Here is a 15,847-nt window from a genome sequence, read left to right as displayed (position 1 = left end):
AATGAAAAGAATATTAGTAACAGGAGGATTGGGTTTTATTGGTTCTCACACAGTAGTAGAGTTACAAAATGAAGGCTTTGAAGTAGTAATTATTGATGATTTATCTAATACGTCTATCAATGTACTAGATAACATTACTTCTATAACAGGTGTTAAACCAGATTTTCATCAAATTGATTTAAGAATTAAAAGTGATGTAAAAAACTTTTTTGATAATAACAAAGTAGATGGAATTATTCACTTTGCTGCATTTAAAGCTGTAGGTGAAAGTATGCACAAACCTTTAGATTATTATGAAAACAATTTAGGTTCTCTTATCTATTTATTGCAAGAAATGAGAGACAGAAAATTAGACAATTTTATTTTCTCTTCTTCTTGTACCGTTTATGGGCAAGCAGATGAGTTGCCTATTACAGAAAACGCACCTGTAAAAGCTGCAGAATCTACCTACGGAAACACAAAACAAATTGGTGAAGAAATTTTAAGAGATGCTAGTAAAGCACACGGTTTAAATATTATTGCCTTAAGATACTTTAACCCAATTGGAGCGCATCCATCAATTAAAATTGGAGAATTACCTTTAGGGGTTCCTCAAAACTTAATACCTTATATTACACAAACAGCTGCAGGAATGCGTGCAGAATTATCTGTTTTTGGTGATGATTATGATACTGTAGACGGTACTGCAGTTCGTGATTATATTCACGTAGTAGATTTAGCAAAAGCACATATTGCAGCTTTACAACGTCTAATTAAAAAGAATAACAAAAAAGCATTTGAGTATTTTAATGTAGGTACAGGAAAAGGAAGTTCTGTTTTAGAAGTAATTAAAGCTTTTGAAAAAGCTTCTGGAAAACCATTAAACTATAAAATTGTTCCAAGAAGAGAAGGTGATATTACTGCTGCTTATGCAGATACTACCATTGCAAATAAAGAATTGAACTGGAAAACAGAACAAACTCTAGAAGAAGCATTAGCGTCTTCATGGAAATGGCAACTAGCTCAAAAATAAATTCAAAACTAAAAAACTCCAATTATTAAAATTGGAGTTTTTTTTTAGCATACTTTCTTTCAATAACCTTATCATTTATATTATTTCTTAAAGGTATTTTTTATGAACTTTTCAGGGAAACGCTATTTAGATTATTCTTCATTTATTAAATTAACTTTCGGCGAAAGAGTTCAAAAAATATCATTAGACATTGGATTTTCTTGTCCTAATAGAGATGGATCTAAAGGCTACGGAGGCTGCACCTATTGCAATAACAACACCTTTAACCCAGATTATTGCCAACCTACCAAAGGTATAAAACAACAGTTAGAAGAAGGAATTTCTAGATTTGCTACCAAATACAAAACACAACAATACTTAGCGTATTTTCAGGCATACACAAATACCTATTCAGATTTTGAATCTTTAAAACAAATGTATGACGAGGCTTTAAGTGTGCCAAATGTAATTGGTTTGGTTATTGGCACAAGACCCGATTGCATTTCGGATGAAGTTATCGATTACCTATCTTTTCTATCAAAAAAGCATTTTATTTCTTTAGAATTTGGTGTGGAAAGCACTTTAAATAAAACATTAAAAAAAGTAAACAGATGTCATACTTATAATGACACAGTTGCTACTTTTAACAAATGTAAAAACAGAGGTTTTCATTTAGGCGCCCATTTAATTATGGGTTTACCAGGAGAAACCAAAGAAGACTTATTAAACCACGCTATTGAAATTTCTAAACTACCTATTGACACCTTAAAATTACACCATTTGCAAATTGTAAAAAAATCGATCATGGCCTCTCAATACAATCGAAACCCAGAAGATTTTCAGCTTTTTACACAAGAGAGCTATATTCAATTCATCACAGAATTCGTAGCATTATTAAGACCAGATATTGTGATAGAGCGTTTTATCAGTCAAGCGCCTATTGACTTATTAATAGCACCAAAATGGAACGGACTAAAAAACTTTGAAATGGTTGCTAAAATTGACAAAAAAATGGAAGCGATAAATACTTGGCAAGGAAAGAAGTATAAATCCATTTCAATTAATAAATAGTTTTAAAATAAAGAGACAGATCCTTAGAAACATCAGCAACAAAAATAATTTAGTTTGTTTCTAAATTTTTAAAAACCTAACTTCGTTAACTTCGAATATAAAACATTGAAACGATTTTATATTTATATAGTTAACAAAACCTCAAAATAACACATAAAAAAAACGAACTCAAAAGAGTTCGTTTTTTTTATGTATAAGTAATCTATTAAAACCTATTCTGGTAAACTTGCTCCACTAGCAGCAACAGATCTATCAATTTTACGCATTAAACCCTGTAATACTTTACCTGGTCCAACTTCAATAAATTCAGTTCCACCATCTGCAATCATTGCTTGTACACATTGCGTCCATTTTACTGGTGCCGTTAATTGAGCAATTAAATTTTCTTTTATTTCATCTGGACTTGTAACTGCTTTTGCAACCACATTCTGATAAATAGCACATGTAGGCTCGCTAAATTCAGTTGCCTCAATTGCAGCAGCTAATTCAGCTCTTGCAGGCTCCATCATTGGTGAGTGAAATGCACCACCAACAGGTAATAACAAGGCTCTCCTTGCTCCTTTTTCTGTTAATACTTCACACGCTTTTTCAACAGCAGCAATTTCACCAGAAATAACCAATTGTCCAGGACAATTGTAATTTGCAGCAACCACTACTCCATCAATTTCTGCACAGGTTTCTTCCACAATATGATCTGCCAAACCTAAAACAGCAGCCATTGTAGAAGGAGCTGCTTCACATGCTTTTTGCATTGCCAAAGCACGTTTAGAAACTAGTTTCAATCCATCTTCAAAAGTTAAAACTCCGTTAGCAACCAAAGCAGATAATTCTCCCAAAGAGTGTCCTGCAACCATTTCTGGTTGAAAAGAATCTCCTAAAACTTTCGCTAAAATTACAGAATGTAAAAAGATTGCTGGCTGCGTAACTTTCGTTTCTTTTAATTGCTCAGCAGTTCCTTCAAACATAATATCTGTAATCGAGAATCCTAAAATTTTGTTTGCTTTTTCAAAGTATTCTTGCGCTAATGCAGACTTTTCGTATAAATCCAATCCCATTCCTGTAAATTGCGCTCCTTGACCCGGAAAAATATATGCTTTCATAAAATATGTATTTTTGTAACTATTTATTCTTTTAATTATTGGCAAAAATAATCATTTTTATTGGAAGCTAATCCCGCTTGTAATTTATCTTGAGCGAAGTCGAAAGGCACTCGCTTTTTTGTAAAAACAAAAAGAGCTCAAACAATTGCTTCAATCGGGGCTAAACCTGTTAAGAAACTTCCTTTAAAACTAAAAACAACAACATAACTTACACCATTTTAAAGCAACAAAAACCTGCTTTAACTCTAATTTAACTAATTTCGAACTCTTTTTTGTAATCAACTTAAAAAGGTTTCGTCTATACCTATAGAAATTACATACAATGAAAAAAATACTTTTAACTTTAGTGGCTATTTTTACTTTATCGCAAGTAAATGCACAAACATCCATTTTTAACAGCTTATTACAAAAACACGTTACCAAAAGCGGCGTTGTAGATTATAAATCATTAAAAAGTGATGAAGCTAAACTAGACAGCTACCTTTCTTATTTAGAAAAAACGACACCAGCGAGTTCTTGGTCAGAAAATAAACAAAAAGCATTTTGGATCAATGCTTACAACGCATATACTATCAAAATTATTTTAGAAAATTACCCTCTAAAAAGCATAACAGATATCAAACAAGGTGGAAAAACTGCTTGGAAAATTCCTTTTGCAAAAGTGGGTGGAAAAACATATACGCTAGATCATATTGAACATGAAATTCTACGTAAAAACTTATTTGATGCAAGAATTCATGTAGGTGTAAATTGTGCTTCTGGTTCTTGTCCTAAATTAGGAAACGTAGCTTTTACAGAACAAAACATAGAAGCAACTTTAGACAAACTAATGAAAGACTTTGTGAACGATACTACTAGAAATAAAATCTCTGCTAATAAAGTTCAAATTTCTTCAATTTTCGATTGGTTTAAAGTAGATTTCACTAAAAAAGGTTCTGTTATCGACTTTTTAAATAAATACGCTACAACTAAAATTAGCCCAAAAGCTAAAATTAGTTACCTAAAATACGATTGGACTTTAAACGGAAAATAGTACTTTTATTTTTCAATCAAAATAAAACAAAACAATGTCTAAAAACTATTATGACGCAGCCGATTTAAGAAAATTCGGTAAAATTACAGAATGGAACGAAGAGCTTGGAAACAAATTCTTTGACTATTATGGAAAAGTTTTTGAAGAAGGCGCTTTAACGGCTCGCGAAAAATCTTTAATCGCTTTAGCTGTAGCACATACAGAACAATGTCCTTACTGTATAGATGCATATACAAAAGACACTTTACAACGTGGTGTTACCAAAGAACAAATGATGGAAGCTATTCATGTTGGAGCTGCAATTAAAAGTGGCGCAACTTTAGTTCATGGAGTTCAAATGATGAATAAAGTAAATAAATTAGAAATGTAAGCAGAGAACCAATTTTTGCTCTTCAGCAAAAATTATGTGAATCGCTTATACCCACGAAAGTGGGTATCTATAAGTTTAAGTGAATTTTGCTTTTTAGCAAAATTTTAGAGATCGCTTATCCTGAGTTTTTCAAGAAGGATCTCATGAATAAAATTGGAGTGAATCGCCTTTACTGAGAAAAGCTCTTTAATAAAATAAATGTCTCATCGAGCGCAGTCGAGAGGTAATATTTAGGTCTCGACTGCGCTCGACCTGACAGAATTAATATATGGCTACAAAATCATTAAAAGCAAGAAATAACGATATTGCAAATACGTCTCGTCAAATGGAAATTCTTTCTAGCGGAATTTTCGCAAACGGAGAACTACCAACATTTGCTGCAAAAATAAAAGAAACAGGTCATTTTCCTTTACGTCCTAAAAAATTAGAAATTCTACAAATAAACTTAGGCTACATGTGTAACCAAGTTTGCGAACATTGTCATGTAGATGCTGGTCCTGATCGTAAAGAAATTATGACCAAAGAAACCATGCAACAATGTTTAGATGTTATTAAAAAAACAGAAGCACATACGTTAGATTTAACTGGTGGAGCGCCAGAAATGAATCCTAATTTTAGATGGTTTGTAGAAGAAGCTGCCAAAGCAGGAATTAAAGATTTTATTGTGCGTTCTAATTTAACAATTATTAGAGCTAACAAAAAATATTACGATTTACCCGAATTCTTTAAGAAACACGGAGTGCATGTGGTTTCTTCTATGCCTCACTGGACGCGTGGAAAAACAGACAAACAACGTGGAAATGGTGTTTTCGATAAATCGATAAAAGCCTTGCAAGAATTAAATGCCATTGGTTATGGTTTAGAAGGTTCTGACTTAAAATTAGATTTAGTTTATAATCCTTCAGGGGCATTTTTACCTGGAGATCAAATGGCTTTACAGAACGATTTTAAAAAGGCTTTAAAATCTGAATTCGACATCGATTTTCATCAATTGTTTGCAATTACCAACTTACCAATTAGTCGCTTTTTAGATTATTTAATTGCTTCAGAAAATTATGAAGATTATATGCATTCTTTATTAGATGCATACAATCCGACAGCTGTAGAAAACGTAATGTGTACAAACACAATTTCAATTAGTTGGGATGGTTGGTTGTATGATTGCGATTTTAACCAGATGCTAAACTTAAAAGTTGCAAGTAAGGTAAAACACATTTCAGATTACAACGAAGAATTGTTGCAAAATAGAAATATTATTATCAACCAACATTGTTACGGATGTACTGCTGGCGCAGGAAGTAGCTGTCAAGGAGTTGTTGCGTAATTTATGAGTAAAAAAACTGCCATATTAATTTTTGCAAATTCTGCGGAAAAAGAAGTAGAAAGAAAATCGTTTCTTTCTGCGGATGTTTTTTCTGCATTAAATGCACAAACCTTAAAATTGGTAGAAAAATCTGAAATAGCATATTTTCTTATTTCAGAAAAACAACAAACAGGAACTTCCTTTGGAGACCGTTTTTCCAATGCTATTCAAGGTGTTTTTAACAAAGGTTTTGATAACGTAATTACCATTGGTAATGACACGCCACATTTAAAAACACATCATTTAGTTGATACTTTACAACAACTAGAAACCAACAATTTAGTTTTAGGCCCTTCTAGAGATGGAGGTTTTTATTTAATGGGAATTCAAAAAGCTCATTTTGATAAAGAAAGTTTCATCAAATTACCTTGGCAAACCAATCGTTTGCACAAAAGTATTGCTAACATAGCAACTAGTAAAAATTTAGAAATTCAATTTTTAGAATTGCTAAATGATATTGACTCAAAGGAAGATATTCAATTTATCTTAGATAGTTTTAAAGCGATACCTTTATCAATCTTAAAACTTTTACAAAAATTATTCTTATCAATTAAAATCGCTTTTTTTAAAGTTGATTTTTCTACACTACAAACTTCTTTTTCTAAGAACTTTAATAAAGGTTCACCAATTATTTTTGCGTAATAAATTTTCAGAATTATTATTAATAACACAGATCTCTTTTAACACAGTTATAAGATTTCGTTATTAAATAAAATGATTCTCGACTCCGCTCGAACTGACAACAGTTTAGGCTAAAAATATTTTTACACAAAAATTATCACTAAATGAAACACATTTACATGTGGATTTTGTTGCTGTTTACAAGCATCAGTTTTTCACAAACAACAATTACAGGTACCATTACAGATAAAAATACAGGAAAAGAAATACCTTACGTTAGTATCTCTTCATCAACCAAAAATGGTACAACTTCTAATTTAGACGGATTTTATTCTATTGCTATTTTAAAGGATGCTCCGTTTTTAACTTTTAGTTCTTTAGGCTATAAAACTCAAAGAATAAAAATTGAAAATCAAACTAAAATTGACATTCAACTTACTGAATTAGAAACTAGTTTAAATGAAATTGTTGTTACTGCTTTAGGTGTAAATAGAAAGACAAAAGAATTAGGTTATGTGGTTCAAGAAATAAAAGCCAAAGAATTATCCGAAGTAAAAACGCCTAACTTTTTAGATAATTTATCTGGTAAATTAGCTGGAGTTACTATTTCTCAGGGAGCAACAGGAGTGGGTTCATCATCAAAAATAACCATTCGAGGAGAAGCTTCTTTCTCTAACAACAATCCGCTTTTTGTGGTTGATGGAACTCCGATTAACAACAACACTGTTTTTAACTTTACAAATGAAGCTGCTGCTGGTTTTCAAGAAATAGATTTTGGAAACGGCGCTATGGAAGTAAACCCAGATGATATTGAGTCTGTAACTGTTTTAAAAGGACCAAGTGCTGCGGCTTTGTATGGTACTAGAGCTTCTAACGGAGTTATTGTGATTAAAACAAAAGACGGAAGCAAGAAAAAAGGATTGGGAATTAGCATCAATTCTTCGATTACGTTTGATACTGCTTTTCGTTTGCCAGAATTCCAAAATACATACGGACAAGGACAAGGCGGTGTTTTTGAATATGTAGATGGTTTAGGTGGCGGAACAAGTGATAATATTACCTATTCTTGGGGACCAAAATTAGACGCAGGAAACTTAATTCCGCAATTTGATTCTCCTGTAACTTTACCAGACGGAACAGTAGTTCGTGGTGGAGATACTGCTTTATATAATGATCTATCGATTACACCAACTTTATTTAAATCAAACCCCAATAATTTAAAAGATTTTTATCAAACAGGTGTTACAAGCATTAATAATATATCTATTACAGATACTTTTTCAGGAGGTTCTTACAGATTATCATTAACCAATTTAGATAGCGAATCTATCATTCCGGGTGTAAATCTAGATAGAAAAACGGCGGCTTTAAAAATGAATTTTAATCCGACAGAAAAAACAAGAATTACCACTTCTTTAAACTATGTAAATTCTAGTAGCGATAATAGACCTGCAAATGGTTATGGAAGCGAAAATGTAAACTATTCTTTGGTTGCTTGGGGACCAAGATCTTTAGATATTAATAACTTAAAAAACTATTGGCAACCAGGTTTAGAAGGTGTACAACAATATTCTTTTAATTATACTTTTTTCGATAATCCGTATTTTATATTAAATGAAAACACCAACTCTTTTAACAGAGATCGTCTTTTTGGTAATATTGCTATCAACCATAAATTCACAGATAGACTAAGTGTTTCTTTACGTTCCGGAATGGATTATTCATCAGAAAAAAGAATCTTTAAACGGAATTTTAGTTCTAATCGTTTTCAAAACGGAGCTTATGCAGAACACGATGTTTTTTACAGAGAAATAAATACCGATTTCTTAATTAATTATAAAGACAATTTTGGTAATTTTTCTTTTGATGCTTCTTTTGGAGGAAATAGATTAGACCAAACAGCATCCACAAAACAATTACAAACTACCAATTTAGCACAACCCGGAATTTTTAGTTTAAACAACGCTGCTTCTCCAATTCAAGCTTTTCAGTTCGATTCTACAAAGAGAATTAATTCTTTATACGGAATTGCAAAACTGGGATATAAAAACTATTTATATGTAGATATTACAGGAAGAAATGATTGGTCTAGTGCATTGGCAACTCCTTTTTCTGTAGACGGCACATCCTTCTTTTACCCATCTATTTCTTCAAGTTTTATTGTATCAAACTACACAAAATTACCATCAATTATTTCTTTTGCTAAGATAAGAGCAAGTATTGCTCAGGTTGGTAATGACACCAATCCGTATCAAACATCGGGTGCTTTTGTATCACAAACAACCTTTGACGGACAACCAACTTTTAGTAATCAAAATTTTATTCCGAATGCAAATCTAAAACCAGAATTAACTACTTCGTATGAGTTTGGTACAGATATACGCTTCTTTAAAGACCGTTTAAATATCGATTTCACGTATTATAATGCAATGACTAAAGATCAAATTATTTCATTACCAATTCCTATTTCATCTGGTTACAACCAACAAGTTGTAAATGGCGGAGAAGTAAATACAACCGGTGTTGAAATTATTTTAGGAGGAACACCCATTAAAACGTCTAATTTTAAATGGAATACTACTTTTAATTTTGCAACCAATAAATCTGTTATTCATAATTTACCTCAAGATGATGGACGTTTAACCTTGGCCTATAGTAGAATTTACGATAGCGCAAACCAAACCGTTTGGTTTCAAGTAGAAGAAGGCGGACAAATTGGAGATTTATACGGAACAGGATATCAAAAAAATGAAGAAGGTCAATTTCTTTTAGATGATGATGGCCGTTTTATTGCCGATAATGATTTGATTAAAATTGGTAATTACAATCCAGATTTTACTTTAGGATGGAACAACTCATTTAAATACAAAGATTGGAACGCAAGCTTCTTATTCGACTGGAGACAAGGTGGCGAAATTGTTTCTAGAACACGTGCTTTAGGTAACGTTGGCGGGCAATTAGCAGAAACTGCAAACAGACCAACTGAAGGAATTATTGCACAAGGTGTAAATGTAAATACTGGGCAACCAAACACTATTGCAGTTTCTTCAGAAAGTTATTACAGACAATTTTACGACAGAAATCACGAAGAAAATAATGTTTATGATGCTTCTTATTTAAAGTTACGTCAGTTTTCTATTGGCTACACATTAAATTTGGACGAAGGTTTTTTAGGCTTAAGAAACACCTCTACAATGAACTTTTCTTTTATTGGAAACAACTTATTTGTAATTACCGAAAATCCACATTTTGACCCTGAACAACTAGCCGTTCAAGGAAATGGTTTTGTTAGTGGAGTTGAAGATTTAAGTTATGCTTCTAGCAGAAGTTTAGGTTTTAAAGTAGGTTTTGATTTTTAAAAAAAAGACAATGAAAAAAATTATATATACAATTGCAATTTTTGTTTTTATAGCTACAAGTTGCACCAATGGTTTTGAAGATTTAAACACCAACCCAAACGCACCTGTTTCTGTACAACCCAGTTTGTTGTTAAGACAAGTTATTTACGACTTTGGAGAAAATATGAGTTATGAAGGTTTTGTTGCAGGAGATTTATTAGCACAACACAGAACCGCTTTAGATTTTAATTTATTTGACAGACACGATTTAAAAAGTCCGCAATTAGGCGGAAATCCTTGGCCAATATTTTACACAAATTTGCGTGATAATGAAATCATCTTAAAGCAAGCTCAAAAAACACCTGCTTTTGCAGTTTATGAAGGTCCTGCGTTAATTTTAAAAGCCTATATGGCTGCTGGTTTAACAGATTTATTTGGTGATGTTCCCTACTTTGAAGCCTTTAACGGAATTGAAGGAACGGTTACTCCTAAATATGATTTACAAGAAGACATTTATCAAAATGAAAACGGAATTTTAGATAATCTAGACAAAGGAATTGCTGCTATAAATGCCTATGCTGGTTCTATTCCTTTAGAGGGCGATATTTTATATAATGGAAATTTAGACTCATGGATACAATTTGCAAACTCGTTAAAAATTAAATATTTAGTGCGTATTTCTGGTAAAGTAGATGTTGCTGCTCAATTGCAAACGTTATTTATTGAAGGAAACTATATAAAAAACAATACAGAAAACGCGGTTTTTGATTTTACAAATTCTGAACCAAACAGTTTTAGATTGGCGCAATTGAGAGTTGGTGATTTTAATAATTTTGTACTTTCTGAAACCATGGAAGAAATTCTGACTGATTTAAATGATACTAGAATTGAAACCTTTTTCAGACCTTTTTCTAATGCTACTTCTAATGAATTTAATGGTTTATTAAACGGAATTGACGCATCATCAACATCAGTGGCTTTGTCTGATTATTCTTTAGCAGGAACCATTTTTAGAGAAGACACCTCTACATTAGATGCTAATTTCATGACCGCTTGGGAAACGAATTTCTTGTTAGCAGAAGCTGCCCAAAAAGGCTTTATTACAGCAAATGCAGAAACATTATACAATACTGCCGTTACACAAGCTTTTGAATATTGGAACACCAATTTACCTGCAACGTATTTAACTCTAAATGCGAATTACAATACTGTAGGAAAATCACATTTAGAACAAATTATCACTCAAAAATGGATCGCTTCTCTTATTAACGGATATGAAGGTTGGGTAGAATATAGAAGAACAGGTTTTCCTGCTTTAAAATCAATATCTGCAAGTTTAAATAACGGTGTAATTCCTGTTAGAATGCCGTATCCTGCGGAAGCAGCATCCTTAAATATAGAGAATTATAAAGTAGCAGAAACAGCAACAAACGGAAACAGTCTAGACGTAAAAGTTTGGTGGAACGAATAGAAAAATATGGATGTAATTAATTGGCAATGGGTTTTAATAATTTGTTCAAGTGTAACCTTGTACTTTTTATCGCCGCTCGCAAAAACCACAGATCAGTTTTTTAAAGCTGTACACAAAAAGAAAGCACCCAATACTTTGGTATTAACGGGTAGCTTAATTATCTCTTGGATTTTTGCAAAAAGCATTACCAATGCAGCAAATTTAGGCTTGTCTTTTGGGTTGGTTGGTGGTGTAGCGTATGCTGGTTATTACTTATCATTTGCAGTTGCAGGTATTATTATTTATCAATTAAGAACCAAAGGAAATTTTAAAAGTATTCATCATTTTTTAACAACTAAGTTTGGTAAAAACGCCATGGCAATCTTTTCGGTATTGATTGCTTTTCGTCTTTTTAATGAAGTTTGGAGCAACACTATGGTTATTGGTAGTTACTTTGGAGCGCAAGGAACTAGCGGTTATTATTGGGCAATTATTGTATTTACTTTACTAACATTATCCTACGCCTTAAAAGGCGGATTGAGTAGTTCTATTTTTACAGACGTCATACAAATGGTATTATTTTCTGTTTTATTGCTCATTATTTTAGGAACAATTTTTACTACGGATGATTTTTCTACTGCACAAATTGTTAGTTCAGGAACTTGGAGTTTCGAACTCGGATTAAACCTCTTTTTTGCTGCAATTATACAATCTTTTAGTTACCCTTTTCACGATCCTGTTTTAACCGACAGAGGTTTTATTTCATCCCCAAAAGTAACAAGGAAAAGCTTTTTATGGGCAAGTGGTTTAGGCGCAATTTGTATCGTGTTATTCAGTTTAATTGGTGTGTATGCGCAAACAAAAGGAATGTCTGGACAAGCAGCTGTAGAAGTTGGTAAAGCGTTTGGAGTGGTTATTTTATTAGTCATTAACTTTATTATGATAACCTCTGCAGCCTCTACTTTAGATTCTACATTCTCGTCTTTTTCTAAGTTAATCGCTATTGATTTAAACATCAAAAAAACGGTTTCCTTCGGAAGAATTACTATGATTATCGTTGCCGTTTTAGGAACAATTCCGGTGTTTTTAAATGCTGAAATTTTATCAGCAACTACCATCTCTGGAACTATGGTTATTGGCCTCACTCCTATTTTTATATTTTGGAAAGTAGAAGTGCCAAGAATCAGTTTCTATTTAAGTGTTTTCTGCGGATTAGTTTTCGGATTTTTTCTCATTTTTGATATTTTCCCAGAAGCATTCATCTTTACAGAAGGAAAATACGCCTCTTTATTGTGGGTAAATATTTGGGGGATTTTAAGTTGTATCATTTTATATTTTATACCAACATGGATCAAAAAATAGCCGATTTAGGTAAAATATCAGGTAAAACTTTACTTTTTGGTGGAGTTTACAGCAATTTACAAGCTTTAGAAGCTTTAAAACAAATTGCCGAAAAAGAAAATATCAGTCCAGAAAATTGTTTTTGTACTGGAGATATTGTGGGTTACTGTGCACAACCAGAAGAAACCGTACAATTATTTAAATTGTGGGGCGCAAAAAGCATTGTTGGTAATGTAGAAATTCAGTTAAGAGAAAATGCAGAAGATTGTGGTTGCGATTTTAGAGAAGGTTCTCGTTGCGATGGTTTTTCTCAACTTTGGTACCCGTATGCACAAAGTAAATTGTCTGAAAACTCTTTAGATTTTCTAAAAACATTACCAAATAATATCCGTTTTGAATATGCTAAACAGCAAGTAACTGTAGTACATGGTTCTTATTTTAATGTCTCAGAATTTATTTTTAAGTCTACAGATTGGGCAATAAAACAACCAAATTTTGAAGCTACAAATAGCGATGTAATTGTTGCTGGTCATTGTGGATTGCCTTTTTATCAACAAGAAAAAGAACAACTTTGGCTAAATCCTGGAGTTATTGGAATGCCAGCAAATAACGGAACTCCATCTGTTTGGTATGCTATTTTAGACGATTCGAAAGAAAACTTTAACTTTACACATTACACGTTAGATTACAATTATAAATTAACTAGTAAATTAATGCAAAACGGTTTACTACCCGAAGAATATTCTAGAACTATTATTACAGGAATCTGGGATAATACCGAAATTTTACCACCTATAGAAAGTGGTTTACAAGGATTCGGAATTCAATTATAAAATAAAAAAAATCATGAGTTATTTAGAAACTACACACAATGTATATAAAGAAGCAGCATTAACACCAGATGTTGGGCTATGTTGTACAACAAACCCTATTTGGGAATTACCAGGTTTAAAAATTCCAAGAATTATGCAAGAAATGAACTACGGTTGTGGTTCTACAGTGCATGCTCGTGATTTAACCAACAATCCTAAAATGCTATATGTTGGTGTTGGTGGCGGAATGGAATTACTTCAATTTGCCTATTTTAACAGAAATAAAGGTGGCGTTATTGGTTTAGATGTGGTTGACGAAATGTTAGAAGCTTCCAGAAAAAATTTTAAAATTGCAGAAGAACAAAATGATTGGTTTCAATCTGATTTTGTTGATTTACGTAAAGGTGATGCAATGGATTTACCTGTAGAAGATAATTCTATTGATGTGGCGGCTCAAAATTGTTTGTTCAATATTTTTAAGTCTGATGATTTAAAAAAAGCCATTGCAGAAATGTACCGAGTTTTAAAACCTCATGGAAAATTGGTAATGAGCGATCCTACTTGTGAACAACCTATGAACGATGAATTACGTAATGATGAACGTTTACGTGCCTTGTGTTTAAGTGGAAGTTTATCTATTGCAGATTATGTAAAAGCTTTAACAGATGCCGGTTTTGGAACCATTGAAATTAGAGCAAGAAAACCCTACAGAATTTTAGATCCAAAGAATTATCCAACGGACGAATTAATTTATATAGAATCTATAGAAGTTGCCGCTATTAAAGACCCAATGCCAGCAGACGGACCTTGTATTTTTACAGGAAAAGCTGCTATTTATTATGGTGATGAAGATTATTTTGATGACGGATTGGGGCATACTTTATTAAAAAATCAGCCTTTGGCTATTTGTGATAAAACGGCAAATGCACTTAAAAATTTAGGTAGAGACGATATTTTCTTTTCAGAATCTACGTTTCATTATGATGGCGGAGGATGTTGTTAATTAAGAAACGTCATTGCAAGGCACGAAGCAATCTTTTTATGCCGAAGAGATAGCTTCGTACCTCGCAATGACAACGTTGTAAAATTTAAATTATGAATAAAGTAATCCTTCTTTTTCTTTTAATAAGCTCAGTTTCTTTCGGACAAAAGAAGCTAGATAAATTATTGAATAAATTCAACAAGAATAATGTTCCTTATATTTCTGTGGATAGTTTAACGACAACAAAAGCTATTTTATTAGATGCTAGAGAAGTAAAAGAATTTAATGTAAGTCATTTACAAAATGCTATTTGTGTCGGTTTTGATGATTTTAATATCCATACAACTTTAGAGAAATTACCAACGGATAAAAACGCTAAAATTGTAGTGTATTGCTCTCTTGGAATTCGTTCTGAAATTGTTGCAGACAAATTGATTAAAAAAGGTTACACCAATGTTTTTAATTTATATGGCGGAATTTTTGAATGGAAAAACAACAATTTTAAAGTAATGGATACTTTGGGTAAAACGACAGAAAGAGTCCACGCTTTTAATAAAGAATGGGGCAAATGGCTTAAAAAAGGGGAGAAAGTTTATTAAAAGAGTGACAGTAGGCAGTTGCTGTATTCAGTACCAACTCAATTAAAAGCACAAATATCATTTCAACGATAGGAGAAATCTATTTTCAATTCAAAGATACCTCAATCGTTCCTCATTTTAGAATGACAAAATTAAAAAAAATGAATAAAAACCTATTATTAATCTTTACTAGAAATCCTGAGTTAGGAAAAGCAAAAACACGTTTGGCAAAAACTGTTGGAGATGAAACTGCTCTAGAAATTTATAAATTCTTATTAGAAAAAACCAAAAATGTTTCATCAGAAGTTTCTTCTGACAAGTCTGTTTATTATTCTGTAAAAATTAGAGAAAATGATATTTGGAGCGAAAACATTTTTCAAAAACACCAACAAGTTGGAGAAGATTTAGGCATAAGAATGTTAAATGCGTTTAAAAACGGATTTGATGCTGGTTATCAAAAAGTAATGATCATTGGTAGTGATTTGTACGATTTATCATCAGAAAACATAGAAAAAGCATTTACAGCATTAGATAAAAATGATGTTGTAATTGGACCTGCAGAAGATGGTGGTTATTATCTTTTAGGCATGAATTCTTTGCAAGAAAATATCTTCAAAAACAAAGACTGGGGAACGGATTCAGTTAGAAAAGATACATTAACAGATTTACAAGATAAAGCAGTATTTTTGTTAGAAGAACTAAATGACGTTGATGTTTATGAAGATATTGAGCATCATTCTGCATTTGCACATTTTTTAAAATAAACGTCATTGCGAGGCACAAAGCAAGCTGATTAT

The 15,847-nt window shown here is 32.2% G+C and carries 14 protein-coding genes; 13 read left to right on the top strand and 1 reads right to left on the bottom strand.

Annotated features, from left to right (window positions below; genetic code table 11):
* Position 1 precedes the first annotated feature (1 nt).
* Positions 2-1,012 carry a UDP-glucose 4-epimerase GalE gene (galE, locus tag WG951_RS14700; RefSeq protein ID WP_105047700.1) on the top strand — a complete coding sequence of 337 codons (1,011 nt, stop codon included), beginning with the start codon at positions 2-4 and terminating at the stop codon, positions 1,010-1,012.
* Positions 1,013-1,114: 102 nt separating this feature from the next.
* Positions 1,115-2,062 (top strand): TIGR01212 family radical SAM protein, encoded by a 948-nt coding sequence (locus WG951_RS14695; protein WP_105047699.1) that lies wholly within the window; start codon positions 1,115-1,117, stop codon positions 2,060-2,062.
* Positions 2,063-2,274: 212 nt separating this feature from the next.
* Here WG951_RS14695 and fabD read toward each other — a convergent pair whose 3' ends face one another.
* Entirely contained in the window at positions 2,275-3,162 is an 888-nt protein-coding gene (gene fabD / locus WG951_RS14690; protein ID WP_105047698.1) for an ACP S-malonyltransferase, read from the bottom strand.
* 322 nt (positions 3,163-3,484) lie between these two features.
* Between fabD and WG951_RS14685 the strand changes: the two genes are divergently transcribed.
* The 11 genes from WG951_RS14685 (at position 3,485) to WG951_RS14635 (ending at position 15,814) form a co-directional block, all read left to right on the top strand.
* Positions 3,485-4,195 (top strand): DUF547 domain-containing protein, encoded by a 711-nt coding sequence (locus tag WG951_RS14685; protein ID WP_105047697.1) that lies wholly within the window; start codon positions 3,485-3,487, stop codon positions 4,193-4,195.
* A gap of 34 nt (positions 4,196-4,229) precedes the next feature.
* On the top strand, positions 4,230-4,565 hold the full coding sequence (locus WG951_RS14680; protein ID WP_105047696.1) for an arsenosugar biosynthesis-associated peroxidase-like protein: 336 nt from the start codon (positions 4,230-4,232) through the stop codon (positions 4,563-4,565).
* Between the two features lie 268 nt (positions 4,566-4,833).
* The gene (gene arsS, locus WG951_RS14675) at positions 4,834-5,889 is read left to right on the top strand and encodes an arsenosugar biosynthesis radical SAM (seleno)protein ArsS (protein WP_105047695.1); all 1,056 of its coding nucleotides are present in this window, start codon (positions 4,834-4,836) and stop codon (positions 5,887-5,889) included.
* A 3-nt stretch (positions 5,890-5,892) separates the two neighbouring features.
* A complete protein-coding gene (locus WG951_RS14670) occupies positions 5,893-6,570 on the top strand; it encodes a DUF2064 domain-containing protein (RefSeq protein WP_105047694.1) in 678 nt (225 codons plus the stop codon).
* A 143-nt stretch (positions 6,571-6,713) separates the two neighbouring features.
* A complete protein-coding gene (locus tag WG951_RS14665) occupies positions 6,714-9,908 on the top strand; it encodes a SusC/RagA family TonB-linked outer membrane protein (RefSeq protein WP_105047693.1) in 3,195 nt (1,064 codons plus the stop codon).
* A 10-nt stretch (positions 9,909-9,918) separates the two neighbouring features.
* Entirely contained in the window at positions 9,919-11,358 is a 1,440-nt protein-coding gene (locus WG951_RS14660) for a SusD/RagB family nutrient-binding outer membrane lipoprotein (RefSeq protein ID WP_105049321.1), read from the top strand.
* A gap of 6 nt (positions 11,359-11,364) precedes the next feature.
* Positions 11,365-12,699, top strand: coding sequence for a sodium:solute symporter (locus WG951_RS14655; RefSeq protein WP_105047692.1), 1,335 nt, complete (start codon positions 11,365-11,367; stop codon positions 12,697-12,699).
* A complete protein-coding gene (locus WG951_RS14650) occupies positions 12,684-13,511 on the top strand; it encodes a metallophosphoesterase family protein (RefSeq protein WP_105047691.1) in 828 nt (275 codons plus the stop codon). The genes WG951_RS14655 and WG951_RS14650 overlap by 16 nt, the downstream gene beginning before the upstream one ends.
* Positions 13,512-13,524: 13 nt before the next feature.
* Entirely contained in the window at positions 13,525-14,493 is a 969-nt protein-coding gene (gene arsM, locus WG951_RS14645) for an arsenosugar biosynthesis arsenite methyltransferase ArsM (protein ID WP_105047690.1), read from the top strand.
* A 92-nt stretch (positions 14,494-14,585) separates the two neighbouring features.
* The gene (locus tag WG951_RS14640) at positions 14,586-15,071 is read left to right on the top strand and encodes a rhodanese-like domain-containing protein (protein ID WP_105047689.1); all 486 of its coding nucleotides are present in this window, start codon (positions 14,586-14,588) and stop codon (positions 15,069-15,071) included.
* Positions 15,072-15,211: 140 nt separating this feature from the next.
* Positions 15,212-15,814 carry a TIGR04282 family arsenosugar biosynthesis glycosyltransferase gene (locus tag WG951_RS14635; protein WP_105049320.1) on the top strand — a complete coding sequence of 201 codons (603 nt, stop codon included), beginning with the start codon at positions 15,212-15,214 and terminating at the stop codon, positions 15,812-15,814.
* Positions 15,815-15,847 lie beyond the last annotated feature (33 nt).

Origin of the sequence: Polaribacter butkevichii, from assembly GCF_038024105.1 — a bacterium.
In the GTDB taxonomy this organism is placed as follows: Bacteria; Bacteroidota; Bacteroidia; order Flavobacteriales; family Flavobacteriaceae; genus Polaribacter; species Polaribacter butkevichii.
This window is presented reverse-complemented; position numbering and strand designations above follow the sequence as displayed.

What these genes read in the sequence shown, in the direction of transcription:
- galE (WP_105047700.1), top strand. Translation starts at nt 2, where the DNA reads ATGAAAAGAATATTAGTAACAGGAGGATTGGGTTTTATTGGTTCTCAC.
- WG951_RS14695 (WP_105047699.1), top strand. Translation starts at nt 1,115, where the DNA reads ATGAACTTTTCAGGGAAACGCTATTTAGATTATTCTTCATTTATTAAA.
- fabD (WP_105047698.1), bottom strand. Translation starts at nt 3,162, where the DNA reads ATGAAAGCATATATTTTTCCGGGTCAAGGAGCGCAATTTACAGGAATG.
- WG951_RS14685 (WP_105047697.1), top strand. Translation starts at nt 3,485, where the DNA reads ATGAAAAAAATACTTTTAACTTTAGTGGCTATTTTTACTTTATCGCAA.
- WG951_RS14680 (WP_105047696.1), top strand. Translation starts at nt 4,230, where the DNA reads ATGTCTAAAAACTATTATGACGCAGCCGATTTAAGAAAATTCGGTAAA.
- arsS (WP_105047695.1), top strand. Translation starts at nt 4,834, where the DNA reads ATGGCTACAAAATCATTAAAAGCAAGAAATAACGATATTGCAAATACG.
- WG951_RS14670 (WP_105047694.1), top strand. Translation starts at nt 5,893, where the DNA reads ATGAGTAAAAAAACTGCCATATTAATTTTTGCAAATTCTGCGGAAAAA.
- WG951_RS14665 (WP_105047693.1), top strand. Translation starts at nt 6,714, where the DNA reads ATGAAACACATTTACATGTGGATTTTGTTGCTGTTTACAAGCATCAGT.
- WG951_RS14660 (WP_105049321.1), top strand. Translation starts at nt 9,919, where the DNA reads ATGAAAAAAATTATATATACAATTGCAATTTTTGTTTTTATAGCTACA.
- WG951_RS14655 (WP_105047692.1), top strand. Translation starts at nt 11,365, where the DNA reads ATGGATGTAATTAATTGGCAATGGGTTTTAATAATTTGTTCAAGTGTA.
- WG951_RS14650 (WP_105047691.1), top strand. Translation starts at nt 12,684, where the DNA reads ATGGATCAAAAAATAGCCGATTTAGGTAAAATATCAGGTAAAACTTTA.
- arsM (WP_105047690.1), top strand. Translation starts at nt 13,525, where the DNA reads ATGAGTTATTTAGAAACTACACACAATGTATATAAAGAAGCAGCATTA.
- WG951_RS14640 (WP_105047689.1), top strand. Translation starts at nt 14,586, where the DNA reads ATGAATAAAGTAATCCTTCTTTTTCTTTTAATAAGCTCAGTTTCTTTC.
- WG951_RS14635 (WP_105049320.1), top strand. Translation starts at nt 15,212, where the DNA reads ATGAATAAAAACCTATTATTAATCTTTACTAGAAATCCTGAGTTAGGA.